The 19,611-nt window shown below is 70.6% G+C and carries 21 protein-coding genes and 1 pseudogene; 9 read left to right on the top strand and 13 right to left on the bottom strand.

The window, feature by feature from the left end; all coding sequences use genetic code 11:
* Positions 1-544: 544 nt before the first annotated feature.
* Positions 545-1,786, bottom strand: coding sequence for an SUKH-4 family immunity protein (locus KBZ10_RS22880; RefSeq protein WP_210989587.1), 1,242 nt, complete (start codon positions 1,784-1,786; stop codon positions 545-547).
* Between the two features lie 250 nt (positions 1,787-2,036).
* On the opposite strand from KBZ10_RS22880, the gene KBZ10_RS30110 reads away from it, so the two are divergent.
* Entirely contained in the window at positions 2,037-2,162 is a 126-nt protein-coding gene (locus KBZ10_RS30110) for a hypothetical protein (RefSeq protein WP_282107869.1), read from the top strand.
* 332 nt (positions 2,163-2,494) lie between these two features.
* Here KBZ10_RS30110 and KBZ10_RS22875 read toward each other — a convergent pair whose 3' ends face one another.
* The 3 genes from KBZ10_RS22875 to KBZ10_RS22865 all read right to left on the bottom strand — a co-directional run bounded on the left by KBZ10_RS22875 (position 2,495) and on the right by KBZ10_RS22865 (position 4,781).
* Positions 2,495-3,139, bottom strand: a complete 645-nt coding sequence (locus KBZ10_RS22875; protein ID WP_210989586.1) for a hypothetical protein — start codon at positions 3,137-3,139, stop codon at positions 2,495-2,497.
* Between the two features lie 1,175 nt (positions 3,140-4,314).
* Positions 4,315-4,560: a hypothetical protein gene (locus tag KBZ10_RS22870; RefSeq protein WP_210989585.1), complete on the bottom strand. Its 246-nt coding sequence runs from the start codon at positions 4,558-4,560 to the stop codon at positions 4,315-4,317.
* A complete protein-coding gene (locus KBZ10_RS22865) occupies positions 4,557-4,781 on the bottom strand; it encodes a hypothetical protein (RefSeq protein WP_210989584.1) in 225 nt (74 codons plus the stop codon). Before KBZ10_RS22865 ends, KBZ10_RS22870 begins: the two co-directional genes overlap by 4 nt.
* A 118-nt stretch (positions 4,782-4,899) precedes the next feature.
* On the opposite strand from KBZ10_RS22865, the gene KBZ10_RS22860 reads away from it, so the two are divergent.
* Entirely contained in the window at positions 4,900-5,643 is a 744-nt protein-coding gene (locus KBZ10_RS22860) for a helix-turn-helix domain-containing protein (RefSeq protein ID WP_210989583.1), read from the top strand.
* A gap of 3 nt (positions 5,644-5,646) precedes the next feature.
* Complete coding sequence (locus tag KBZ10_RS22855) at positions 5,647-6,117, top strand: NUDIX domain-containing protein (RefSeq protein ID WP_210989634.1); 471 nt, start codon at positions 5,647-5,649, stop codon at positions 6,115-6,117.
* Positions 6,118-6,153: 36 nt separating this feature from the next.
* Here KBZ10_RS22855 and KBZ10_RS22850 read toward each other — a convergent pair whose 3' ends face one another.
* The 4 genes from KBZ10_RS22850 to KBZ10_RS22835 all read right to left on the bottom strand — a co-directional run bounded on the left by KBZ10_RS22850 (position 6,154) and on the right by KBZ10_RS22835 (position 9,958).
* Positions 6,154-6,567 carry a hypothetical protein gene (locus KBZ10_RS22850; RefSeq protein ID WP_210989582.1) on the bottom strand — a complete coding sequence of 138 codons (414 nt, stop codon included), beginning with the start codon at positions 6,565-6,567 and terminating at the stop codon, positions 6,154-6,156.
* Positions 6,568-6,684: 117 nt separating this feature from the next.
* Entirely contained in the window at positions 6,685-7,383 is a 699-nt protein-coding gene (gene msrA / locus KBZ10_RS22845; RefSeq protein ID WP_210989581.1) for a peptide-methionine (S)-S-oxide reductase MsrA, read from the bottom strand.
* A gap of 230 nt (positions 7,384-7,613) precedes the next feature.
* On the bottom strand, positions 7,614-8,723 hold the full coding sequence (locus KBZ10_RS22840) for a hypothetical protein (RefSeq protein WP_210989580.1): 1,110 nt from the start codon (positions 8,721-8,723) through the stop codon (positions 7,614-7,616).
* A 128-nt stretch (positions 8,724-8,851) separates the two neighbouring features.
* On the bottom strand, positions 8,852-9,958 hold the full coding sequence (locus tag KBZ10_RS22835) for a hypothetical protein (protein ID WP_210989633.1): 1,107 nt from the start codon (positions 9,956-9,958) through the stop codon (positions 8,852-8,854).
* A gap of 165 nt (positions 9,959-10,123) precedes the next feature.
* On the opposite strand from KBZ10_RS22835, the gene KBZ10_RS22830 reads away from it, so the two are divergent.
* Positions 10,124-11,287, top strand: coding sequence for a cystathionine gamma-synthase (locus KBZ10_RS22830; RefSeq protein ID WP_210989579.1), 1,164 nt, complete (start codon positions 10,124-10,126; stop codon positions 11,285-11,287).
* 87 nt (positions 11,288-11,374) lie between these two features.
* On the opposite strand, the gene KBZ10_RS22825 is transcribed toward KBZ10_RS22830, so the two are convergent.
* From KBZ10_RS22825 to KBZ10_RS22815, 3 genes and pseudogenes are all read right to left on the bottom strand, one after another.
* Positions 11,375-11,713 (bottom strand): hypothetical protein, encoded by a 339-nt coding sequence (locus KBZ10_RS22825; RefSeq protein WP_307847562.1) that lies wholly within the window; start codon positions 11,711-11,713, stop codon positions 11,375-11,377.
* Between the two features lie 269 nt (positions 11,714-11,982).
* Positions 11,983-12,435 (bottom strand): annotated as a pseudogene (locus KBZ10_RS29700) (sigma factor-like helix-turn-helix DNA-binding protein); the annotation flags it as partial.
* A 161-nt stretch (positions 12,436-12,596) separates the two neighbouring features.
* Complete coding sequence (locus KBZ10_RS22815) at positions 12,597-13,127, bottom strand: MarR family winged helix-turn-helix transcriptional regulator (RefSeq protein ID WP_210989577.1); 531 nt, start codon at positions 13,125-13,127, stop codon at positions 12,597-12,599.
* 151 nt (positions 13,128-13,278) lie between these two features.
* Here KBZ10_RS22815 and ilvA point away from each other — a divergent pair, with 151 nt between their 5' ends.
* From ilvA to KBZ10_RS22800, 3 genes are all read left to right on the top strand, one after another.
* Positions 13,279-14,529 carry a threonine ammonia-lyase gene (gene ilvA / locus KBZ10_RS22810; RefSeq protein ID WP_210989576.1) on the top strand — a complete coding sequence of 417 codons (1,251 nt, stop codon included), beginning with the start codon at positions 13,279-13,281 and terminating at the stop codon, positions 14,527-14,529.
* A 251-nt stretch (positions 14,530-14,780) separates the two neighbouring features.
* Positions 14,781-15,764, top strand: a complete 984-nt coding sequence (locus tag KBZ10_RS22805; RefSeq protein ID WP_210989575.1) for an ATP-binding cassette domain-containing protein — start codon at positions 14,781-14,783, stop codon at positions 15,762-15,764.
* Positions 15,761-16,621, top strand: a complete 861-nt coding sequence (locus KBZ10_RS22800; RefSeq protein WP_210989574.1) for an ABC transporter permease — start codon at positions 15,761-15,763, stop codon at positions 16,619-16,621. The genes KBZ10_RS22805 and KBZ10_RS22800 overlap by 4 nt, the downstream gene beginning before the upstream one ends.
* Positions 16,622-16,790: 169 nt before the next feature.
* Here KBZ10_RS22800 and greA read toward each other — a convergent pair whose 3' ends face one another.
* Positions 16,791-17,288, bottom strand: coding sequence for a transcription elongation factor GreA (gene greA / locus KBZ10_RS22795; RefSeq protein WP_210989573.1), 498 nt, complete (start codon positions 17,286-17,288; stop codon positions 16,791-16,793).
* Positions 17,289-17,442: 154 nt separating this feature from the next.
* On the bottom strand, positions 17,443-17,853 hold the full coding sequence (locus KBZ10_RS22790) for a DUF4307 domain-containing protein (protein ID WP_210989572.1): 411 nt from the start codon (positions 17,851-17,853) through the stop codon (positions 17,443-17,445).
* Between the two features lie 114 nt (positions 17,854-17,967).
* Here KBZ10_RS22790 and mca point away from each other — a divergent pair, with 114 nt between their 5' ends.
* Together mca and KBZ10_RS29695 are read left to right on the top strand one after the other, a co-directional pair.
* Positions 17,968-18,840 (top strand): mycothiol conjugate amidase Mca, encoded by an 873-nt coding sequence (gene mca, locus KBZ10_RS22785; RefSeq protein ID WP_210989571.1) that lies wholly within the window; start codon positions 17,968-17,970, stop codon positions 18,838-18,840.
* 4 nt (positions 18,841-18,844) lie between these two features.
* Positions 18,845-19,192, top strand: coding sequence for a hypothetical protein (locus tag KBZ10_RS29695; RefSeq protein ID WP_247702826.1), 348 nt, complete (start codon positions 18,845-18,847; stop codon positions 19,190-19,192).
* Positions 19,193-19,611: the final 419 nt, after the last annotated feature.

The following is a 19,611-nucleotide window of genomic DNA, read 5'->3' as shown; positions in this document are numbered from 1 at the left end:
CCGCCCGGCCGCCTCAGATCCGCTCAGCCGTCTCACGCTCCGCCCAGTCGTCTCACGCTCCGCCCAGCGTCCGGTTCGTTTCCGCACGGCGTGCGCCGCCGGCACACCGGGATCCGGGGGCGGCTCGAAGCCACCCGGGGCCGGGGCCCGGCCCGTGACGCCGTGTCCTTCCCGGACCAGCGTGCACGCTGCGCGGGGCGGGACCCCGCCGGACTGCTCCGTCCGGCCCACCCGGCCACCGCGGAACGGGACCGCGCCCGGGCCCGCCGGGCTCCGGCACTCGCCGCCCATGCACCCCCTCGACAGGCATGCAACGGGCCGTATCCGTAGCCGGACCCGCACCCGGACCCGCACCCGGACCCGGACCCGGACCCGGACCCGCACCCGCACCCGGACCCGGACCCGGACCCGGGTCCGGGCACCCCACCGGGAAGCCGGGTGTCAGCCCGTGGAAGACGACGGACGAGGCCTCCGGCCCGGCACGCCGGCTTCGGCGAGACGGCGCGGCAACGTGAGGGCGTGACGCCAGATCACGCGGATGGCCTCAGCCCGCGCTGAGTCCGCCTCCGCCCTCGTCGGCAAAGACTTCCGACCAGTACCTGAAGTCGTCTTCGGCGCCCGTGGGTTCGCACGCCGCCGGGTCGACGCGGGCAAGGACCTCCGTCATCGTGGTGGCCAGCTCCTCGTAGGAATCGGTGAGACGCTCGTCCCGGTCGAGTGCCTGCTCCTGGTGCCACAGCCAGGTGGTGAAGGCGAGTCCGGACACATCGGTGTTGACCACCCGCAGTGTTGCCTCCGGCCCGTACCAGCCCAGGATGCGGCCGGTCGGTCCCTCGACCACCAGATCGATGTCGTCGATCAGGTATCCGAGCACCACCAGCTCGTGGACGTTCGCCGGGGCCTCATCCGGATCCGCGTCGTCATCCGCGAACCAGTGGTCCCACAGCGACCTCAGGGGACGTTCCTCGTCCCGGGCCGTGAACCACCCGGCGTCCCGTGGCAGCCCCTGTTCACGGAGGAAGCGCCTGGTCGGCTCGTGAGTGAGCACCGCCGGAACATCCTCGTCCGGGAAGCACACCACGTCGTCCGCGCCGAAAGCCCCGGCCAGGAAGCCGTCCGGCAGGTCGAGCAGCAAACCCTCGCCAGGCCCGGCGATCTTGGCGAGCGGCCGTATCCGTGCCTCGATATGCCAGAGCCGGGAGACATCGCGGACGCATCGCAGCAGCTCCGGACCGCGGCTCCGCACCCGGTCCAGCATGAGCCGGGTGAGTTCGGCAACCACCTCCGGCCCGAAACGGCCGGCGAAGCGGGCGAACTCGCCGCGCTCGGTGCGCAACTCCTCGACATCGGAGGACAAAGCGACCAGCATCGACAGGCCCGGTGCCAGCAGCTCCAGCAAGCCGGCCGAATTCTCCTCGACGAAGAAGCACACGAGGTGCACTCGTCCGCTCACCGGGTCGAGCAGCACCTTGCGCTGCGCTGTGTCCGGGTCGTACGCCACCGCGCCCTGCTCCTCGGGGTCCACCACTTCCCCGATCACCAGCATCTCGGCGACGCCCGGCGGCAGTTCGGCACCGGGAGTGAAGTGTGACGCGACAGTGCGCAGTCCACCCGGCGGGTCCGGGTCGAGCCGCATGGAACCTGCTTGCCGCGGCACGCCGACTTCGGCCAGCCAGCGCCGGGACTCCTCATGGAGGACCGGGGCATCAGGCGCCCGGACCACGCCGTCGGCGCCGAACACCTCGACAAGCCGGTCATGTGCTGCCGTCAGGGACACGATCGTCATCCTCCACCGGGCTCAGGCCACCGCCCGTGTGGCGATCGCCCGAGCGGAGACACGGTATGGCGACAGCATTCTTGCGTGGAGCAGCGCTGCGGATACCGCCGGGGGAGTTCGGCGTTCAGCCGGTACCGCCCGCCGCACGGCGCAAGACGTTCAAGTGACGCAAGCCGCCGCTGGTCTGACGGTACCTCCGACCCGACGTGCCATTGCCCGGGTCCGCGTGACGACCACGGTCCACCCCCGCGTGGGTGGGATGACGACGACTGCAGAGAACCGCTCCTCCTCGTCGTGTGCCACCCCGTCGATCAGTTCCGCCCCGTCGGCCCAGGTGGTCTCCCGTATGTCCGCCAAGCCGAGGGCCTTCGCCACCTCCGCCTGATCGACGGTCGCGACCGCGAGCCGACAGGCGCGTATGAGCGGTGCGGAATCGGAGGTCCCCATGGCTCGCATCGTAGAGGCGTACGAGAAGCACTCTCGCGCCCTGCCAACTGCTGGCGAGGCACCGGACAGACGTGCCAGATGAGTGCCAGGTCTCGCGGAGAACCACGGGGAACGGCGGGGAACCAGTCGGCAACCACCTGGCCCCCGTTCCGGATCCGCCGCAGGCCAGCTGAGCAACCGTCCGTCCATGACCCAGGCTTCCCAAGCTGGGTGCGCAGGTTGACAAACGTCCATGGCACGGCTGCATTCCGATTGTCCCGCGAGTGGCAGTCAGCCGGTCGGGTTCTCCTGCCAGAGCTTCGTGAACACGCGGGTCCACAGGTCGTACGTCTCTCCCCGGCGATACTTGTACACAGGTGTGTTCCAACCGTGCTCGTCTGCTCGGTAGCGCGTCACATACACGGCCCGTTCGGTCAGAACAACGCGGGCCAAATGCGGGAAGTTGTAGCCACGCACCTCAACTCTTCCCGCCGCGAGCGGCGCCAGGTAATCGTGAGTAGAGGTAATCTGGCGGCGCAACTGCCCCGCACTGAATGATGTATCGAACGCCTGCAGCTCCTCCTCCCGGTCATTGATCCAGTCCCGTTCGCCAGTCGGCACGTCTAGACGCGGCAGGAGTATCCGGCAGCGGCACCTGCCTGCCTGACAACGCCTCCACAATTCTTGGAACGGGCCGCGCTGCAAGTCCATGCCCCGGCTCGTCAGGATTGCCACTTCTCGGGACTTGCTCAACTCCCGCGTGAGATCGGCGGCCACGTCACTACCACCCGCAAAAACCTCCTCCACGTCCAGACGCAGCAGATGAGCCGCCACACCACGCAGAACCCGGCGTGCGGTTTTCGACAACGTCCAGGCCAGGGCTACGAACACAGAACTGGCCACAAGTGACACCAGAATTTCTTGCATGAATGCCATACTCGCCCGCCTCCATCTGGCAAGAACCCGGCCGTAGCACGTCCGCCAGGTTTGTCCCCACACTTGCGGCTGCGCAGTCCTCGTGCGAAAGGAGCGAACGCTCGAACCGGTGCCGAGCCACGGGATGGTTCGCGAGCGGACCATGTTCCGGGCCATGTCCAGACCGTAGATCCGGGGCGGTCGGCGCACTCTCTCCCAGGTCATACGAGCTGGTCCCTGCTGGGTGGCACACGCCCGACACGGTAGCGTGCCGATCCGCGGCGCCGTCTCAGTTTCCGTCTCATTCAGTCCCGTTCACGGACGTTCAGCACGGACCGCGTACCCTGGCTGCCACACCATCCGACCGCCCATGAACGCAGGTGAACGCCCCCGTACGCGGGCTCCAAGCGCTCCAACACAGTTGGAAAGCGTGTGGGTTGTGCAGTTCTCTCCCCGGCTGGAGCAGCCGTGCCCGATGCGTGCCTGATTGGGGAGCGAACTGCGGTCAACCACGGTCAGCAACGAGTTGTGTCACGGTCACCGAATCGGATCGTTCCAGCAGGTCAGGGGCCATTTTGCAGCCCAAGTGGCCGGTGATTCCCAAGCTGTTTCCAGGCCGTACGACTTGGTTGCCGCAGGCCGGTCAGCCTGCCTGGCGCCAACTCGGTGTTCCCCCTGCGCGCAACGGCTGCAATCGCGCGTGCCGCCTCTACGGGAATCGCCAGCCGGACGATGCCCGAGCCGTCAGGTGCCGTGTCCGCCCGAGACTCGAACCCGGATATGTCAACGCCCGCCTCAGCCACGGCGGCCATCAGTTCTGCCGCTGCGTCCGTGGCACTCCGCCAGCCGGCCACGTAGTCCACACCCTGCACCCACACCCAGCCGTCCGGGTCCAGACCTTCACCGCTGAAGTCCGGGTCCATCGGATCGTGCTGCACAGAACTTCATTCCCAGAAGCTGTCGTTGAGCACCTGGGCCGCCCCGCCCGCCGGTCACGGGCATGACAGCGGCCCCAGTACCCCCGGCACCGGGGTCCGCGAGGGCTCCGGGCCGGACCACCCCGGATGCTGTCCAGGCCAGGGGTGGTCCGGTCTCACATGTCTTGGGTCAGCCGTTGCAGGGTGTGCTGATCACGGCGAGCGGCACCACGGCCGCTGTCCAGAAGGCGACGATCAGGACGCTGAGTATTCGCTGTCTCACGGGCGCTCACCGTCCGTCGGCGTCATGCGCCAGAACCGCGTCACAGTCTCGCGATATCCGCGGTGTGCCGGGTTGCCGCTCGTGTGGGCAAAGGCCCAGTTGCGGACGGTCTCGAAGTCATCCGCAGGGCTGGACTCCGCGTGGCACGTCGTGCATTCCAGCTCGTGCACCATCTCGGGTGCTTCCCGGGCCGTCTCCCGTGCCATCGTCCACCTGATGTGGCGGAAGATCGCGCGGGTCACAGCCTGCCTCCACTGTTGGCGTTGCGCTCAGCCACCCGAGCGGCCAGGAGTTCCGAGGTATCGATCGGGCGCAAGTCCTCCGGTCGCGCGTCCCATTCCATCCCGCCGCTTGGCGGCCGTAGTTGCACCCGTGACCCCAAGTGATCCATCACCCGCCCGACGCGGCCGCTCTTGACATCCAGCGTCAGCGTGCCCACTTCCGGGGCTCCCTTGTCGCTCATGCAGGGAGGATCACGCCGGTGACCAGGACGTGGAAACCTCCTCCAAAACCCATTTGGGGACGTCCCAGTAGCGGTAGAACGTCCCTAGCAAAGTCCTGAGTTCTGGGGAGAGACTGCGATGCCGAACGAGAGGCTTCGAGCCGCGATGGCAGCCGGAGGGTGGACCTACGCCACCCTCGCAGCGAAGGCCGAGGTGGATCCCAAGTCCGTTGAGCGATGGGTCAATCTGGGACGAACACCTCGACGGGCAACGGCCCTGCTGGCGGCGGAGACGTTAGGAGAAGACGTGCAAGCTCTTTGGCCGGCGCTCCGGCAGGCTCGTGCTGCCCGGGCTGTCAGTCCTGAGTTGGTCGCTCTGTACGACCAGCGAGCCGACGTCCCGGTGTCGGCGTTCACCGACATGTTCGCCCAGGCCCGCGAGAACATCGACGTCCTCGTCTACGCGGCGATCTTCCTGCACGAGGCGTACCCCCGGCTCAACGAGTTGCTCCGCGAGCGCGCCGCCGAAGGATGCTCCGTGCGGATCGCACTGGGGGATCCCGAGAGTGACAACGTCCGGCAGCGTGGCGCGGAGGAACGGTTCGGCCACGGCATCGAGTCCCGATGTGAGCTGGCTCTGATGCACTACCGGTCGTTGATCGGAGTGCCGGGCATCGAGATCCGAACTCACGAGACGACGCTTTACAACTCCGTCTACCGGGCAGACGATCAGCTCTTGGCCAATGCGCATGTGTGGGGAGTGAACGCCTACGGAGCACCTGTCTGGCATCTGCGTCGCAATGGTGACGGCGGGATCTTCGACACCTACGCCCAGAGCTTCGACGCGGTATGGAAGACGGCGAAGCCCGTACAGGAGGACTGACCTCTGTCGCGTACCGAGTACTACGACGCCCCAGACGCACCCGAGCCGAACAGCCTTGTTGTCGCCGCTTCTGCCGTGGTGACCGACGACCAGGGGCGCATCCTGCTCCAGCGTCGCCGCGACAACGATCTGTGGGCACTTCCGGGCGGCGGCATGGAGATGGCCGACTCCCTGCCGGGCACGGCCGTCCGGGAGGTGAAGGAGGAGACCGGCCTTGACGTGGAGATCACAGGGTTGGTGGGCACCTACACCGATCCCCGCCACGTGATCGCCTACACGGACGGGGAGGTGCGGAGGCAGTTCAACGTGTGCTTCACCGCGCGCATCGTTGGCGGGGAGCTGGCCATCTCGGACGAGTCCACGGAGCTTCGGTTCGTCAGCCCCGACGAGATCGACGCCCTCCCGATGCACCACACGCAGCGGCTCCGCGTCCGGCACTTCCTGGAGCACCGGGAGAGGCCGTACCTGGGGTGATCCTCGGGGCAGCGTCTCGGGGGCAGTCAACGCTCGTCAGTCGGCGAGTCCAGGGATGAACGCAGCAAGGCCGGAGGCAAAACTGCCGAGTCCGGCCAGTGTGACGACCGTTGCCTTGCCGTCGGAGAACAACCCTGAGCAGAACGCCCGCACTTGGCGGCGAACGACGAGCATCTTGAGCTTCTGCCAACGGTGTTGCCGAATGTGACAGCCCAAGAGGAGACCAGACGCGTTGTTGCGGCAGCCGTCTGTACGTCCTCGTACCTCAGCCTGGCATGTCACTGGTGCCTGGAAGAAGCACCAGAGCAGGACGCCGGAGGATAGCAGAACAATCACGACCGGTCCGGCCGCCTTGTTGATCCAGGCCGCGATCAACAAGGAGCCGACCAGAACTCCCCACCACTGGCCCAGTCCACCGAGCTTCTTGCTTCTTACCCCCGAAGTCGCCATGCGACGGATCGTAGTGAGCGCACGGCCGCGGAGTGTTATGAACTGCGACTTCGACTGAAAAAGGGCCCAGCGCGGCTCGCGGGGGGACGGTCGGCCGCGGGGCTCAGGTGTGGCGGATCACTCCTCCGTAGGTGCGATCCCCGTCGGGCAGGAGCGGCCCCAGTTGGTTTCCGAAGGGTCACCCAGCTTGACGCCCGTGCCGCCGATGCCGCAGTAGCCGTTCGGGTTCTTGTCGAGGTACTGCTGGTGGTACGGCTCCGCCGGGTAGAAGGGGCGGGTGTCGGCCGGGAGGATCTCCGTGGTGATCGTGCCGTAGCCGCGGGCCGTCAGGACGGCCTGGTACGCGTCGCGCGAGGCCTCCGCGGCCGCCTGCTGGGCGGGGGAGTGGGTGTAGATCGCCGAGCGGTACTGGGTGCCGACGTCGTTGCCCTGGCGGAAGCCCTGCGTGGGGTCGTGGGATTCCCAGAAGAGCTTGAGCAGGGCGTCGTAGGAGACGGCCCGCGGGTCGTGGACGACGCGGACGGCCTCGGTGTGGCCGGTCAGGCCGCTGCACACCTCTTCGTACGCGGGGTTGCGCGTGTAGCCGCCCTGGTAGCCGGCGAGCGTGGTCCAGACGCCCGGGGTCTGCCAGAACTTGCGTTCGGCACCCCAGAAGCAGCCGAGGCCGAAGTCGGCGATCTCCAGCCCCTCCGGGTACGGGCCGAGGAGGGGGTTGCCGAGGACCGTGTGGCGGTCGGGGACCGTGTACCCCGGTTCGGGGCGGCCTTCGAGGGCCTGTTCGGGGGTGGGCAGCTGCGGCGTGCGGGTCCAGAACATCAGGTGCGCTCCTCGGCTGTGGTGTCCGCTCCGGAGAACGTACGGCGCGGGCCGGGGATTCCGCATCCGGTGCCGCATCCGGTGCCTGTACCTGTACCTGTGCCTGTGCCTGTGCCTGTCCGGGGCCCGCCGGCGGTGCGGAAGGGGGGCGGGCGGACCGGGCTCCTTCGCGGTTCGCAGCAGGCACGCAGGGGCCGGCAGGGCTTCGCTTGGTGTGGTGCCCCGTGAGGTCAGTCCTGGGCGCGGCGGGTCCTGGGGGTCTCCTTGCGGCTGCGGCGGACCGCGATCTCACGGGCCGCGCAGTAGACCGCTGCCGGATTTGTGTGGTAGCGCCAGGGCAGGGCGTCCACGTAGCCGTCCACCAGGAGGAACTGTTCCAGGGCGGCGGTGTGGCGCTTCTGCTTCACCAGGAACCAGGCCAGGAGGTGCCGGGCCTCCGGGAGACGAGGGTGGTCGGCCGGTGCCGCCGCGACGTCCTCCAGCGCGGCGTTCACCTGCGTGGTGAGGGCGGCGGTCCGGTAGTCCCCGCTGCGTGCGGTGTCGTCCTTGTGCTCGTACCACCAGATCAGCGGCAGCAGCGTCAGCAGGCTGCCGCGGGGCGCCGAGGCGGCGGCGCGGGCCGCGAACTCGCGCGCCAGATCCTCGGATCCGCGCCATTTCGCGCACCAGTACTGCAGGGCGGCGTAGTGGGCGGCGTAGTGGTGGGGGGCCCGCTCCGTGATGAGGGACCACAGAGAGCGCAGTTGGTCGTGCGAGTAGCCGAGGCCCAGAGCCGTCCAGAGTTCCACCACGTGCGGCGACGGGTCCTCGGGGGCCAGTGACGCCGCGTACGCGATCTGCTCACGGGACCGCACCAGCAGGTCGTGGAAACCCTCGAACTGCTGCGCGGTCGTGTGCTGAGCGATACGGGGCCCGCGGACCTTCCACGCGAGTTTCGTGGTGGTGTTCGCCTGGACGAGAGCGGCTGCCGGGTCCTCGGGCCGCGCGGCCCGCCACGCTCTGAGCCAGGCGTCGTCGCGAATCGCCGCCTGGGCCAGCCCGTCCACGCAGACCATGCGCCGCTCCCAGTCTCCGTGGGTGCCGGCGAGGAGAGCGGCGGCGGGCTGCCAGTCGCCCTTGGCCGCCGCGTCGAGGACGGGGGTCAGCTCCGGGCGGGGCCCGGGACGCTCGGTGTCCTGCCGTTCGGCCGGCAGCAGCCCGAGCTCTGCTTCCCGCGGCGACAGCGGGGCGGCGGTACCGGTTGCGGCGAAGTCGAGACCGTGCTTGTCCCTGGTCCTTCTCAGCCAGGCGGCAACGATCAGGCCGACCACGACGAAGGTGACGATGCGCGCTGTTTCCATGGACGGTGTCCCCCCGGATTCACCGGGGGGCGAACGGATTTTCGCCGCCCGGGAGGGAGCATCATAGGGCCGCGCCGTTCCCGCCTTCCGTTCGGGGAGCGGGACGCCCGTGCGGGGCCCGGCCCGGGTCAGCGCGGCATCGTCGCCGGGGTGCCGCCCGCGGCTTCCCAGCCGGCGACGGCCAGGGCGCGGTGGGCCGCGTACTCCGCCGCCGGGTTCGCGCCGTACGACCACGGGACCGCGCCCACATGGCCGTCCACGTGCGCCAGTTGTTCCATCGCGTCCGCCCAGCGCTCGGCGCGCACCAGGAACCACAGCAGCAGGTGCCGGACGTGCGGCAGCACCGGGTGGTCGGCGGGCGCGCCGCGGACGGCGTACAGGGCGCCCTCGATCGCCTTGGTGACCACATCGCTCTGGTAGAGGCTGCGGACGGTGTTGACCTCCGGCAGGTGTTCGAAGACCGCGAACAGCGGCAGCGCGGGCAGCAGGCTGCGCTCGGGGGCCGCGGCCGCCGCGCGCTGGGCGAAGGCGTCGGCGAGTTCCTTCGAGCCGTGCCACTTCGCGCACCAGTAGTGCAGAGCGGCCAGATGCGCGCCCATGTGGTGCGGGGCGCGCGCGGTGACGGTGCTCCACAGCTCCTCGAAGTCGGCCTGCCGGTAGCCGAGGCCGCGGGCGATCGCCAGTTCGACGATGTACGGGGTGGGGTCGCCCGGCGCGAGCAGGGCGGCGTCGGCGCACACGGAGCGCGCCTCCTCCAGGATGATCCGGTGTTCGTCCGAGCCGGTGCCGGAGACGGCCGCCGTCTGCCGGGCCTGGTGGACCAGGAACTCCGCGTGCACCACCGCGGCCCCGGCGTCCTTCGGGGCCTCGACCCGCCAGGTCCGCAGCCACCGGCCGCCCTCGCCGGGCCGCTCCGCCAGCTCGTGGGAGGCCGCCCCGGCCAGGCTCTGCACCCGTTGCCAGCGCAGTTCGGGGTCCGCGGTGGCGGCGAGCAGCCGCTGGGCCGGGCGCCAGTCCTGGGTGCGCACCAGTTCGTTCAGCGTCTCGCTCAGCTCCTGGTCGGGGCCGGGCAGCCTGACGTCGAGCCGCTCCACCGGGGCGAAGCCGTAGCGCTCCGGGTCGGTGGCGGCGCCGTAAGCCCCCGTGGCCTGCGCGCCGCCGCGCATGCGCCGCAGGAAGACGACCAGGACAGCGCCGATCATGGTCAGGGCGAGGAGGAGGAAAAGCATGTCCATGGAGGTCCTGTCGGTGTCCTGTGCCGTCACGGTGGCGGATCGGGCCGCCCGCGCGCGGGCTCGGGCGGCGGGGCGCACTACCAGTGTCGCGCCCCCACTCTCTCTACTCGCGGGTGGTGCGCTCAAGTTCCGGGCGCGGCCCTCCCGGGTACTACTCTCGGGCCCATGAGCGACCAGCACCAGCAGCACGGAGCCACGAGCTTCGAGACCCTTGCCATCCACGCGGGCCAGGAGGCCGACACGGCCACCGGTGCCGTGGTCCCGCCGATCTACCAGGTCTCCACGTACAAGCAGGACGGCGTGGGCGGGCTGCGCGGCGGCTACGAGTACAGCCGTTCGGCCAACCCGACGCGTACAGCCCTGGAGGAGAACCTCGCGGCACTGGAGGGCGGCCGCCGCGGGCTGGCCTTCGCCTCCGGGCTGGCCGCCGAGGACTGCCTGCTCCGGACGCTGCTGAAGCCCGGGGACCACGTGGTCATCCCGAACGACGCCTACGGCGGCACCTTCCGGCTGTTCGCCAAGGTGGTCGAGCGCTGGGGCGTCGAGTGGTCGGTCGCCGACTCCTCCGACCCGGCGGCCGTGCGGGCCGCGCTCACCCCCCGCACCCGGGTGGTGTGGGTGGAGACCCCGTCGAACCCGCTGCTCGGCATCACCGACATCGCCGCCGTCGCCGAGGTCGCGCACGGCGCCGGTGCCCGGCTGGTCGTCGACAACACGTTCGCCAGCCCGTATCTGCAGCAGCCGCTCGCCCTGGGCGCGGACGCCGTCGTCCACTCGACCACGAAGTACATGGGCGGGCACTCCGACGTGGTCGGCGGCGCCCTGGTGGTGGGGGACGACACACTCGGCGAGGAACTGGCGTTCCACCAGAACGCGATGGGCGCCATCGCCGGGCCGTTCGACGCCTGGCTGGTGCTGCGCGGCATCAAGACCCTCGCCGTCCGCATGGACCGGCACACCGCCAACGCCGAGCGCGTCGCCGAGATGCTGATCGCGCACCCCAAGGTGACGCGGGTGCTCTACCCGGGCCTCCCCGGCCACCCCGGACACGAGACCGCCGCCAAGCAGATGCGGGGCTTCGGCGGCATGGTGTCGTTCCGGGTGGCGGGCGGAGAGCAGGCGGCGGTGGACGTCTGCGACCGGGCCCGGCTCTTCACCCTCGGGGAGTCGCTGGGCGGCGTCGAATCGCTGATCGAGCACCCGGGACGGATGACGCACGCCTCGGCGGCCGGCTCGGCGCTGGAGGTGCCCTCCGATCTCGTCCGGCTCTCCGTCGGGATCGAGGCGGCCGACGATCTGCTGGCGGACCTGGCGCAGGCGCTGGGCTGACCGGGGCGGCCGGGGCGGCCGGGCCGAGTTCCGCGCTGCTCGCGCGCCGGGCGTACGCGCTCGGTGCGCGGGCAGCGCGGTTCGCCCTCACAGGCCTTCGACCGGCGGGGTGGTGATCTCGGGCGGGGACCAGGGCTGGCTGACGGCCGCCCAGACCAGAAGAGCGCCGACGACCGCGCCCGCGAGGACGAGCACCAGCACGTGCAGCATCCGGCGGCGCGCCACCGCGCGCCTTCCGCGGGCCGCGGCCCGTGCGCCCAGGCCCGGGGGAACCGGTGGGTGCGGTCCGTCGAGCATCCGCCGGACCATCTCCTCCTTGTGGTCCGGTATGCCGGAGAGATCGGGGAGTCCGTACGGTTCGGGAGGGCCGGGCGGACCGGGGAAGCCGGGCGGGCCGGGGAAGCCGGGCGGGCCGGGCCGGTTCACGGCCCGCTCTCCCCGGCCACGGGCGGGCGGGGGCGGGGGGAGGCCCGGCCTGTGCGGCCTGCTCCGCCTGCGCCGTCCACTCCGCCGGTGCCGCCTTCCCTGCCGGTGCCGTCGGCCCGGCCTGCGTCGCCTTCTCCGCCTGCTCCGTCGGCCCGGCCTGCTCCGTCGGCCCGGCCTGCTCCGTCGGCCCGGCCTGCTCCGTCGGCCCGGCCTGTGCCGCCGATCCGGCGCCGTGCGCCGTGCGCGGGGTTCGCCCCGGACCACTCCGGCCCGTCCGCCCCGGTCGTGGGCCCCGCGCGCGACGAGGAGCGCAGCCGGGAGACGGCGCGCAGGCAGGTCGCGCGCACCCGGTCGGCGGGCAGCCCCAGTTGCGCCGCGGCCTGCTCCTCGGGAACTCCTTCGCGCAGACGCAGGACGACGACCAGCCGCTCCTGCGCGGTGAGTCCGTCGAGGACCCCGCCGCGCGGCCTGCGCCGGCGCCAGGCGGTGTTCGCGTAGCGGGCGGCGAGCTCCTGGCGTGCGAGGTCGTACGGGTCGTCGCCGCGCAGCTTGTCCCATCCGGCGTAGGTGCGGGCCAGGGCGGCGGTCAACAGCCGCTCGGCAGCGGCCCGGTCACCGGTCAGGAGCGTCGCGGTGTGCAGCAGCCGGCCGGCCGCGCCCGCGACGAACGCGTGGAACTCCCGGGCCCGGCGGCGGTCCTGCTCCGCCCAACGCTCTCGCACAGCGCCTCCCGCCCTCCATGGGACGGCAGCCCGGGGGCGCGGTCAAGAGGCTGTCGGCAGAGCATGTCCACGGCGGGGACCGGGGCACCGGCCGCGGCTCGCCGGGGCAGGAGTGCCGCGGTGAAGCCGGTACCGCGGTGCGGGCGGAGCGCCGGTGGACGTCAGCGGGCGTCCGGGGCCGGGGTGCGGGGTACGTCCTGCTGCCCGGTGGGCGCGACCGCGTGGTGGCGGGCGGAGAGCGCGGTGTTGAAGCGGGTGAGCAGTTCGCAGAAGAGCGTGCGTTCCTCTTCCGTCCAGTCCTCGGTGAGCAGCTCCATCAGCTGCCGGCGGGAGGAGCGCACCTCGTCGAGCCGGGCCTGGCCGCGCGGGGAGAGTTCGAGGACGACGGCGCGGCCGTCCTCGGGGTGCGAGGCCCGTTTGACCAGGCCGGTGTCCACGAGCGGGGCGACCTGGCGGGTGACGGTCGAGGAGTCGATGCCCATGCCGGCGGCGAGGGCCTTGACCCCCATGGGGCCTTCCCGGTCGAGCCGGTTGAGCAGCAGGTAGGCGGCGCGGTCCATCGAGTTCCGCACCTGTCCGACGCCGCCGAGCCGGGTCTGCTCCGCGCGCCGGGCGAAGACCGCGACCTGGTGCTGGAGGTCGTCGAGAAGGCCGCGGTCGGGGGGAGTCGTCACATCCGGAGTGGGGGGCATGGCCTGGGCTCACTTCGTGAAGGGGCGATGGGATGGCCACAGGTTACGCGGCCGGGACGGAGGCCGTACGGGTGCCGGGCGAACCGGGCGCCGGTCCCGTGCGCTGATCAGCGGGGCGCGCGTGACCGGGGGGTCCTGCGAGACTGGCGGCATGGCTGCAACCAATGGCTGTGACGCGGACCACAAGTCCGCCGCCCCGTCCGTGCTCACCGTGGAGGATGTGCGCGCCGCGCACAAGATGCTGTCCGGGGTCGCCCGGGTGACGGCGATGGAGGGCAGCCGGCATCTGTCCCGGCTGGTGGGCGCTCCGGTCCATCTGAAGTGCGAGAACCTCCAGCGCACCGGTTCCTTCAAGCTGCGCGGCGCCTATGTGCGGATCGCGGGCCTGACGGAGGAGGAACGCGCGGCCGGGGTCGTGGCGGCGAGTGCGGGGAACCACGCCCAGGGGGTTGCGCTGGCGGCCTCTCTGCTCGGTGTGCGGTCGACGGTCTTCATGCCCGTCGGCGCCCCGCTGCCGAAGGTGGCCGCGACCCGCGAGTACGGGGCCGAGGTGCGGACGCACGGGCAGGTCGTGGACGAGACGCTGCGGGCCGCCCAGGAGTACGCGCGGGAGACGGGCGCGGTGTTCATCCACCCCTTCGACCACCGGGACATCGTCGCCGGGCAGGGCACGGTGGGACTGGAGATCCTGGAGCAGTGCCCGGAGGTCGGCACCATCGTGGTGGGGATGGGCGGCGGTGGGCTGGCGGCGGGGATCGCGCTGGCGGTCAAGGCGCTGCGGCCGCGGGTGAAGGTGGTCGGGGTGCAGGCGGCCGGTGCGGCCGCCTATCCGCCCTCGCTGGCGGCCGGGCATCCGGTGGCGCTGGCGTCGCCGTCCACGATGGCGGACGGCATCAAGGTGGGGCGGCCGGGGGACGTGCCCTTCAAAATCATTGGCGAACTGGTGGACGAAGTCCGTACGGTCACCGAGGACGCGCTGTCCCGGGCGCTGCTGCTGTGCCTGGAGCGGGCCAAGCTCGTCGTGGAACCGGCGGGTGCGAGTCCGGTCGCGGCGTTGCTGTCGGAGCCGGACTCCTTCGAGGGCCCGGTCGTGGCGGTGCTCTCCGGGGGGAACGTGGATCCGCTGCTGCTGCAGCACGTCCTGCGGCACGGCATGGCGGCGGCGGGCCGGTATCTGTCACTGCGGCTGCGGCTCACGGACCGTCCGGGGTCGCTCGCGACGCTTCTGGGGGTGTTGTCAGAGGCGGACGCTAACGTCCTCGACGTGAGCCACGCCCGGACGGATCCGCGGCTCGGGCTCTCGGAGGCGGAGGTGGAGCTGCGGCTGGAGACCCAGGGGCCGGAACATTGCGCCGAGGTGCGGGAGGCGATCCGGGAGGCGGGTTACACGGTCCTGCCGTGAGAGGGACGGGCGGTGCGGTGCCCATGACGCGGGCGGCGGGACGGTCGCGAACGGGAGGGACGGAGAGGCCGATGGACCCACGGGGGTGCGGCTAACGCGATATATCGTGAGTGCGCTAGAGTGATGGCCCCCGCGCCACCTCGCCGCTCCCCTCCCCGGCGCCGGGCCGCGGAGGCTGACCGCTGCCCGGCGCGGAAACGCGACACAACGAACGATTCATCGCAAAAAGTCAATAACACCAGGAGAGTCCCATGCCAGGCGCCATTTACGCCGAAGGTCTGGTGAAGACCTTCGGCGCTGTGCGGGCACTGGACGGCGTTGATCTCGATGTCCCCGAAGGTACGGTGCTCGGGCTGCTCGGCCCGAACGGCGCCGGGAAAACCACCGCCGTACGGGTCCTCACGACCCTGCTGCGGCCCGACAGCGGATCCGCGGTCGTGGCGGGCATCGACGTGCTCAAGCACCCCAACGAAGTCCGCCGTTCCATCGGCCTGTCCGGCCAGTTCGCCGCCGTCGACGAATACCTCACCGGCCGCGAGAACCTCCGGATGGTCGGCCAGCTCTACCAGATGACGGGGCGCGACGCGAAGGCGCGCGCCGCGGAGCTGCTCGAACGCTTCCATCTCACCGAGGCGGCCGACCGGCCCGCGAAGACGTACTCCGGCGGTATGCGGCGCCGTCTCGACCTCGCCGCAGCCCTCGTCGTCAGCCCGCCCGTGATGTTCATGGACGAGCCCACCACCGGCCTCGACCCCCGCAACCGGCAGCAGCTCTGGTCGATCATCCAGGAGCTCGTCGCCGGCGGCACCACCCTGCTGCTCACCACGCAGTATCTGGAGGAGGCCGATCAGCTCGCCCACGACATCTGCGTGATCGACCACGGCAAGGTCATAGCGCGCGGCACCTCCGACCAGCTCAAGGCCCGCACGGGCGGGGAACGCGTCGAGGTCGTCGTGCACGACCGGGAACACGTGCCCACCGCCGGCGAGGTGCTCAGCGGCTTCGCCAAGGGCGAGCCCAGCGTCGACAACCACACCCGCAGGATCACCGTCCCGGTCACCGGCGGTGCCAAGCTCCTGGCCGAGGTCATCCGCGAGCTCGACGCCCGCGGCGTCGAGATCGACGACATCGGTCTGCGCCGCCCCACCCTCGACGACGTCTTCATCTCCCTCACCGGCCACGCGGCGGAGAGCCACGGCGAGGAGAACGCCCAGCCCGAGGAGGCCGCCACGTGAGCGCCGTGACCGAGACGAGGACCGCGACGGCCGCCCCGCGCCCGCGCGGCGGGATCGTCCAGTCCGCGAAGGACTCCCTGGTCGTCGCCAAGCGCAACCTGATCCGGATGATGCGCATCCCGGAGATGATCGTCTTCGGGCTGATCCAGCCCATCATGTTCGTGGTGCTGTTCAGCTACGTGTTCGGTGGCTCCATCAGCGTCGGCGGCAGCCTCAGCCCGGAGCTGTACCGGGAGTTCCTGATGGCGGGCATCTTCGCCCAGACCGTCACCTTCGCCACGGCGGGGGCCGGCGCCGGCATCGCGGACGACATGCACAAGGGCCTCATCGACCGCTTCCGGTCGCTGCCCATGGCGCGCGGCGCGGTGCTCACCGGCCGTACCCTCGCCGACCTGGTGCAGACGACGCTGACCGTCGTCGTGCTGGCCGTGGTCGCCCTGCTCGTCGGCTGGCGGATCCACGAGGGCGTGCTCAAGATGCTGGCGGGCTTCGCCCTGCTGCTGTTCCTGGGATACGCCTTCTCCTGGATCGGCGCGCTGATCGGGCTCTCCGTCCGGACCCCGGAGGCGGCCACCTCCGGCGGCCTGATCTGGCTCTTCCCGCTCACGTTCATCTCGAACGCCTTCGTGCCCTCCGACAACATGCCGACCTTCCTGAGGCACATCGCCGAGTGGAATCCCTTCAGCGCGACCGTGCAGGCGTGCCGGGAACTGTTCGGCAACCTTCCGGCCGGCTATCCGGTGGCGGACGCCTGGCCCATGCAGCACCCGGTGCTGGCGTCCGTCCTCTGGTCGGTGCTGATCATCGCGGTCTTCCGCACGCTCGCCGTGCGGAAGTACCGCTCCGCGGCCGTCTGACGCGGCCCGAGCAAGGCGGAACCCCCGGTACGTGTCGTCCGTGGCGGGGGTTCCGCCCTGTGCGGGTGTGGCCGCGCGGGTGCCGCCGTTCCGGGGTGTGCGCCCGGTTTCCGGCCGCTCGCGTCACTCCGGCTCCACGTGCCGGGACGGGGTGCGGCGGGGCGGCGGCTCAGCCCTTGTACGGCTTGGCCTCCAGGATCTTCACCGAGGCCATCTTGCCGTTCGGCAGCTCGTACTGCGCCTCGTCCCCGACCCGCTTGCCGTTCACTCCCTGGCCCAGCGGCGACTGCGGGGAGAACGTCTCCACGTCCGAGCTGGCGTACTCGCGGGAGGCGAGCAGGAACGTGGTGGTGTCGTCCGGGTCGCCGTCGAAGGCGATCGTCACCACCATGCCGGGCTCGACCACCCCGTCGTCCGGCGGCGTCTCACCGACCTTGGCGTGCTGCAGCAGCTGGGTGAGCTGGCGAATGCGAAGCTCCTGCTTTCCCTGCTCCTCCTTGGCCGCGTGGTAACCGCCGTTCTCCCGCAGGTCACCCTCTTCCCGAGCCGCCTCGATCTTCTTGGCGATCTCAGTGCGTGCGGGACCCGACAGGTACTCCAGCTCGGCCTTGAGCTGGTTGTACGCCTCCTGGGTGAGCCAGGTGACGTTGTCGCTGGTCTGGGTCACAGGTGCTCCTCGTCCGTGCTGGGAATACAAAGCAACGCCCTACCCGAAGGGTCTGCGCCTCCACGGGTGGGCGAAACCACGAGCCTAACAATTCCGGCGGAAAAGGGAAGGGAGAAAAACCCGTACGTCCGGGTGTGCGCAGGCCGGCCGCAGGTCAGCCGCGGGGTGCGGCCCGGCACCCGAGGAGCTCCACGGTCGTGGCGCGCTCGGTGGTGCGGACGGTCACGACCCTGTCGATCCGGTCCGCGCGCTCATCGAAGCGGACGTCCTTCCAGCCCACCTCGGCGCCCGACTCGGAGAGCGAGCGGAGCGTGCACAGACCCGGCGTGGCGGCGTCCTTGCGGACCTCGAGATGGGCCTCGACGGACTCGTCCGAGACCACCTGGAACTTGATCAGCTCGCCGCTCACCTCCTGACCGGTCACGGAGGAGTAACCGAACCAGCCGAGCAGGGCGAGCATCCCCGCGCCCAGCACCGCACCGGTGACCTTGAGCACCCGGTCGGTACGCTCGTCGGCCGAGCGGCCGTACCGGCCCTCGGGGAGGGGGGTGCGCGTGGCGGTCATCGTGGTTCCTCCGGGCCCGGGAACGTGGAATGAATGGGCTCCCGCTTCGGTCACTATAGAAGGCGCCGTCTCCGAGCGGCGGAGGGGGCCGAGACCACTGACCGAGGATGAGTCTTGACCGAGCAACTGCGTTTGATGGCGGTGCACGCCCACCCCGACGACGAGTCGAGCAAGGGCGCGGCGACCATGGCGAAGTACGTGTCCGAGGGGGTGGACGTGCTGGTCGCGACCTGCACGGGCGGGGAGCGCGGCTCCATCCTCAACCCCAAGCTCCAGGGTGACCCCTACATCGAGGAGCACATCCACGAGGTGCGGGCCAAGGAGATGGACGAGGCCCGGCAGATCCTGGGTGTCCAGCAGGCCTGGCTGGGCTATGTGGACTCGGGGCTGCCCGAGGGCGATCCGCTGCCCCCGCTGCCCGAGGGCTGCTTCGCCCTGCAGGACGTGGACGAGGCGGCGGGGACGCTGGTGAAGCTCATCCGCGAGTTCCGCCCGCACGTCATCACCACGTACGACGAGAACGGCGGCTATCCGCACCCCGACCACATCATGACCCACAAGATCTCGATGGTGGCCTTCGACGCCGCGGGGGACGCCGAGCGCTACCCGGAGGCCGGGGAGCCCTGGAAGCCGCTGAAGCTCTACTACAACCAGGGCTTCAACAAGCCCCGCACCCTGGCGCTGCACGAGGCGCTGCTGACCCGCGGCATGGAGTCCCCGTACGGGGAGTGGCTCAAGCGCTGGGAGGAGTTCGCCCGCAAGGAGCGGACCCTCACCACCTACGTGCCCTGCGGGGAGTTCTTCCCCGTCCGGGACAAGGCGCTGATCGCCCACGCCACGCAGATCGACCCCGACGGCGGGTGGTTCCGGGTGCCGATGGAGATCCAGCAGGAGGTCTGGCCCACGGAGGAGTACGAGCTGGTGAAGTCGCACGTGGAGACGTCCCTCCCCGAGGACGACCTCTTCGCGGGCATCCGGGAGAATTGACCCCATGACGATCGACAGCACCCTCCCCCTGGCCGCCGCCTGGAGCAACCAGGCCATGACGCAGCTCGTCCCGCTGGCGAAGGAGCTGGACAAGAACAAGGTGACGCCCGGCGTCCTCGGCTTCATCGTCTTCGCTCTTCTCGGCGGGGCCATCTGGCTGCTGATGAAGAACATGAACAAGCAGTTCACGAAGATCGATTTTCAGGAGCGGGACAGCGCCGGCGAGGGGGAGGCCGTCCCGGCCGCCCGGACGGCAGCCGACTCCGGCGCGGCTTCCGGGGCGGTTACCGGAACGGACGGGACCACCGGAACCGGCGGAGCCGACCGCCCCGCCGCCGGCACCGGAGGCTGACCCCGGGCCCGTAGCGGTCCGCCCCGGGTCTCCGTCCCCTTCCGTGCAGACGGCGGAGGGGACGGAGACCCGGGGCGGCCCGCGCGCTGAACCGCGCCCTGGACCGGCATCAACGACGTCGAGATCGCTGTCGCCGAGTACATCGACTGGGGCAACCAGCGACGCCCACGGCGAGCTCGGTCACGTCCCACCGAGTTCGAGTCCCGCCGTACCCCAACGAGCGCCTCAGAAACTCACCCCTACTCAGGTTGAATTGGCGATGTCCGGTTCGTCGATCAGCCCGTCGAGATCCGGGCCTGTCAAACGAGCGGTGTAACCGGGGTGGTTGGGGTTACTGGCGGGCTGCGGAGAGTCGGCCGTCGAAGGTGATGTCGAATGCGTTCAGGGCGGTTTTCCAGCGCATGGTCCAGCGGGCTTGA

Source organism: Streptomyces sp. F63, assembly GCF_018070345.1.
Lineage (GTDB): Bacteria > Actinomycetota > Actinomycetes > Streptomycetales > Streptomycetaceae > Streptomyces.
The sequence above is the reverse complement of the archived record's forward strand: the minus strand, read 5'-3'. Positions and strand labels throughout refer to the sequence as shown.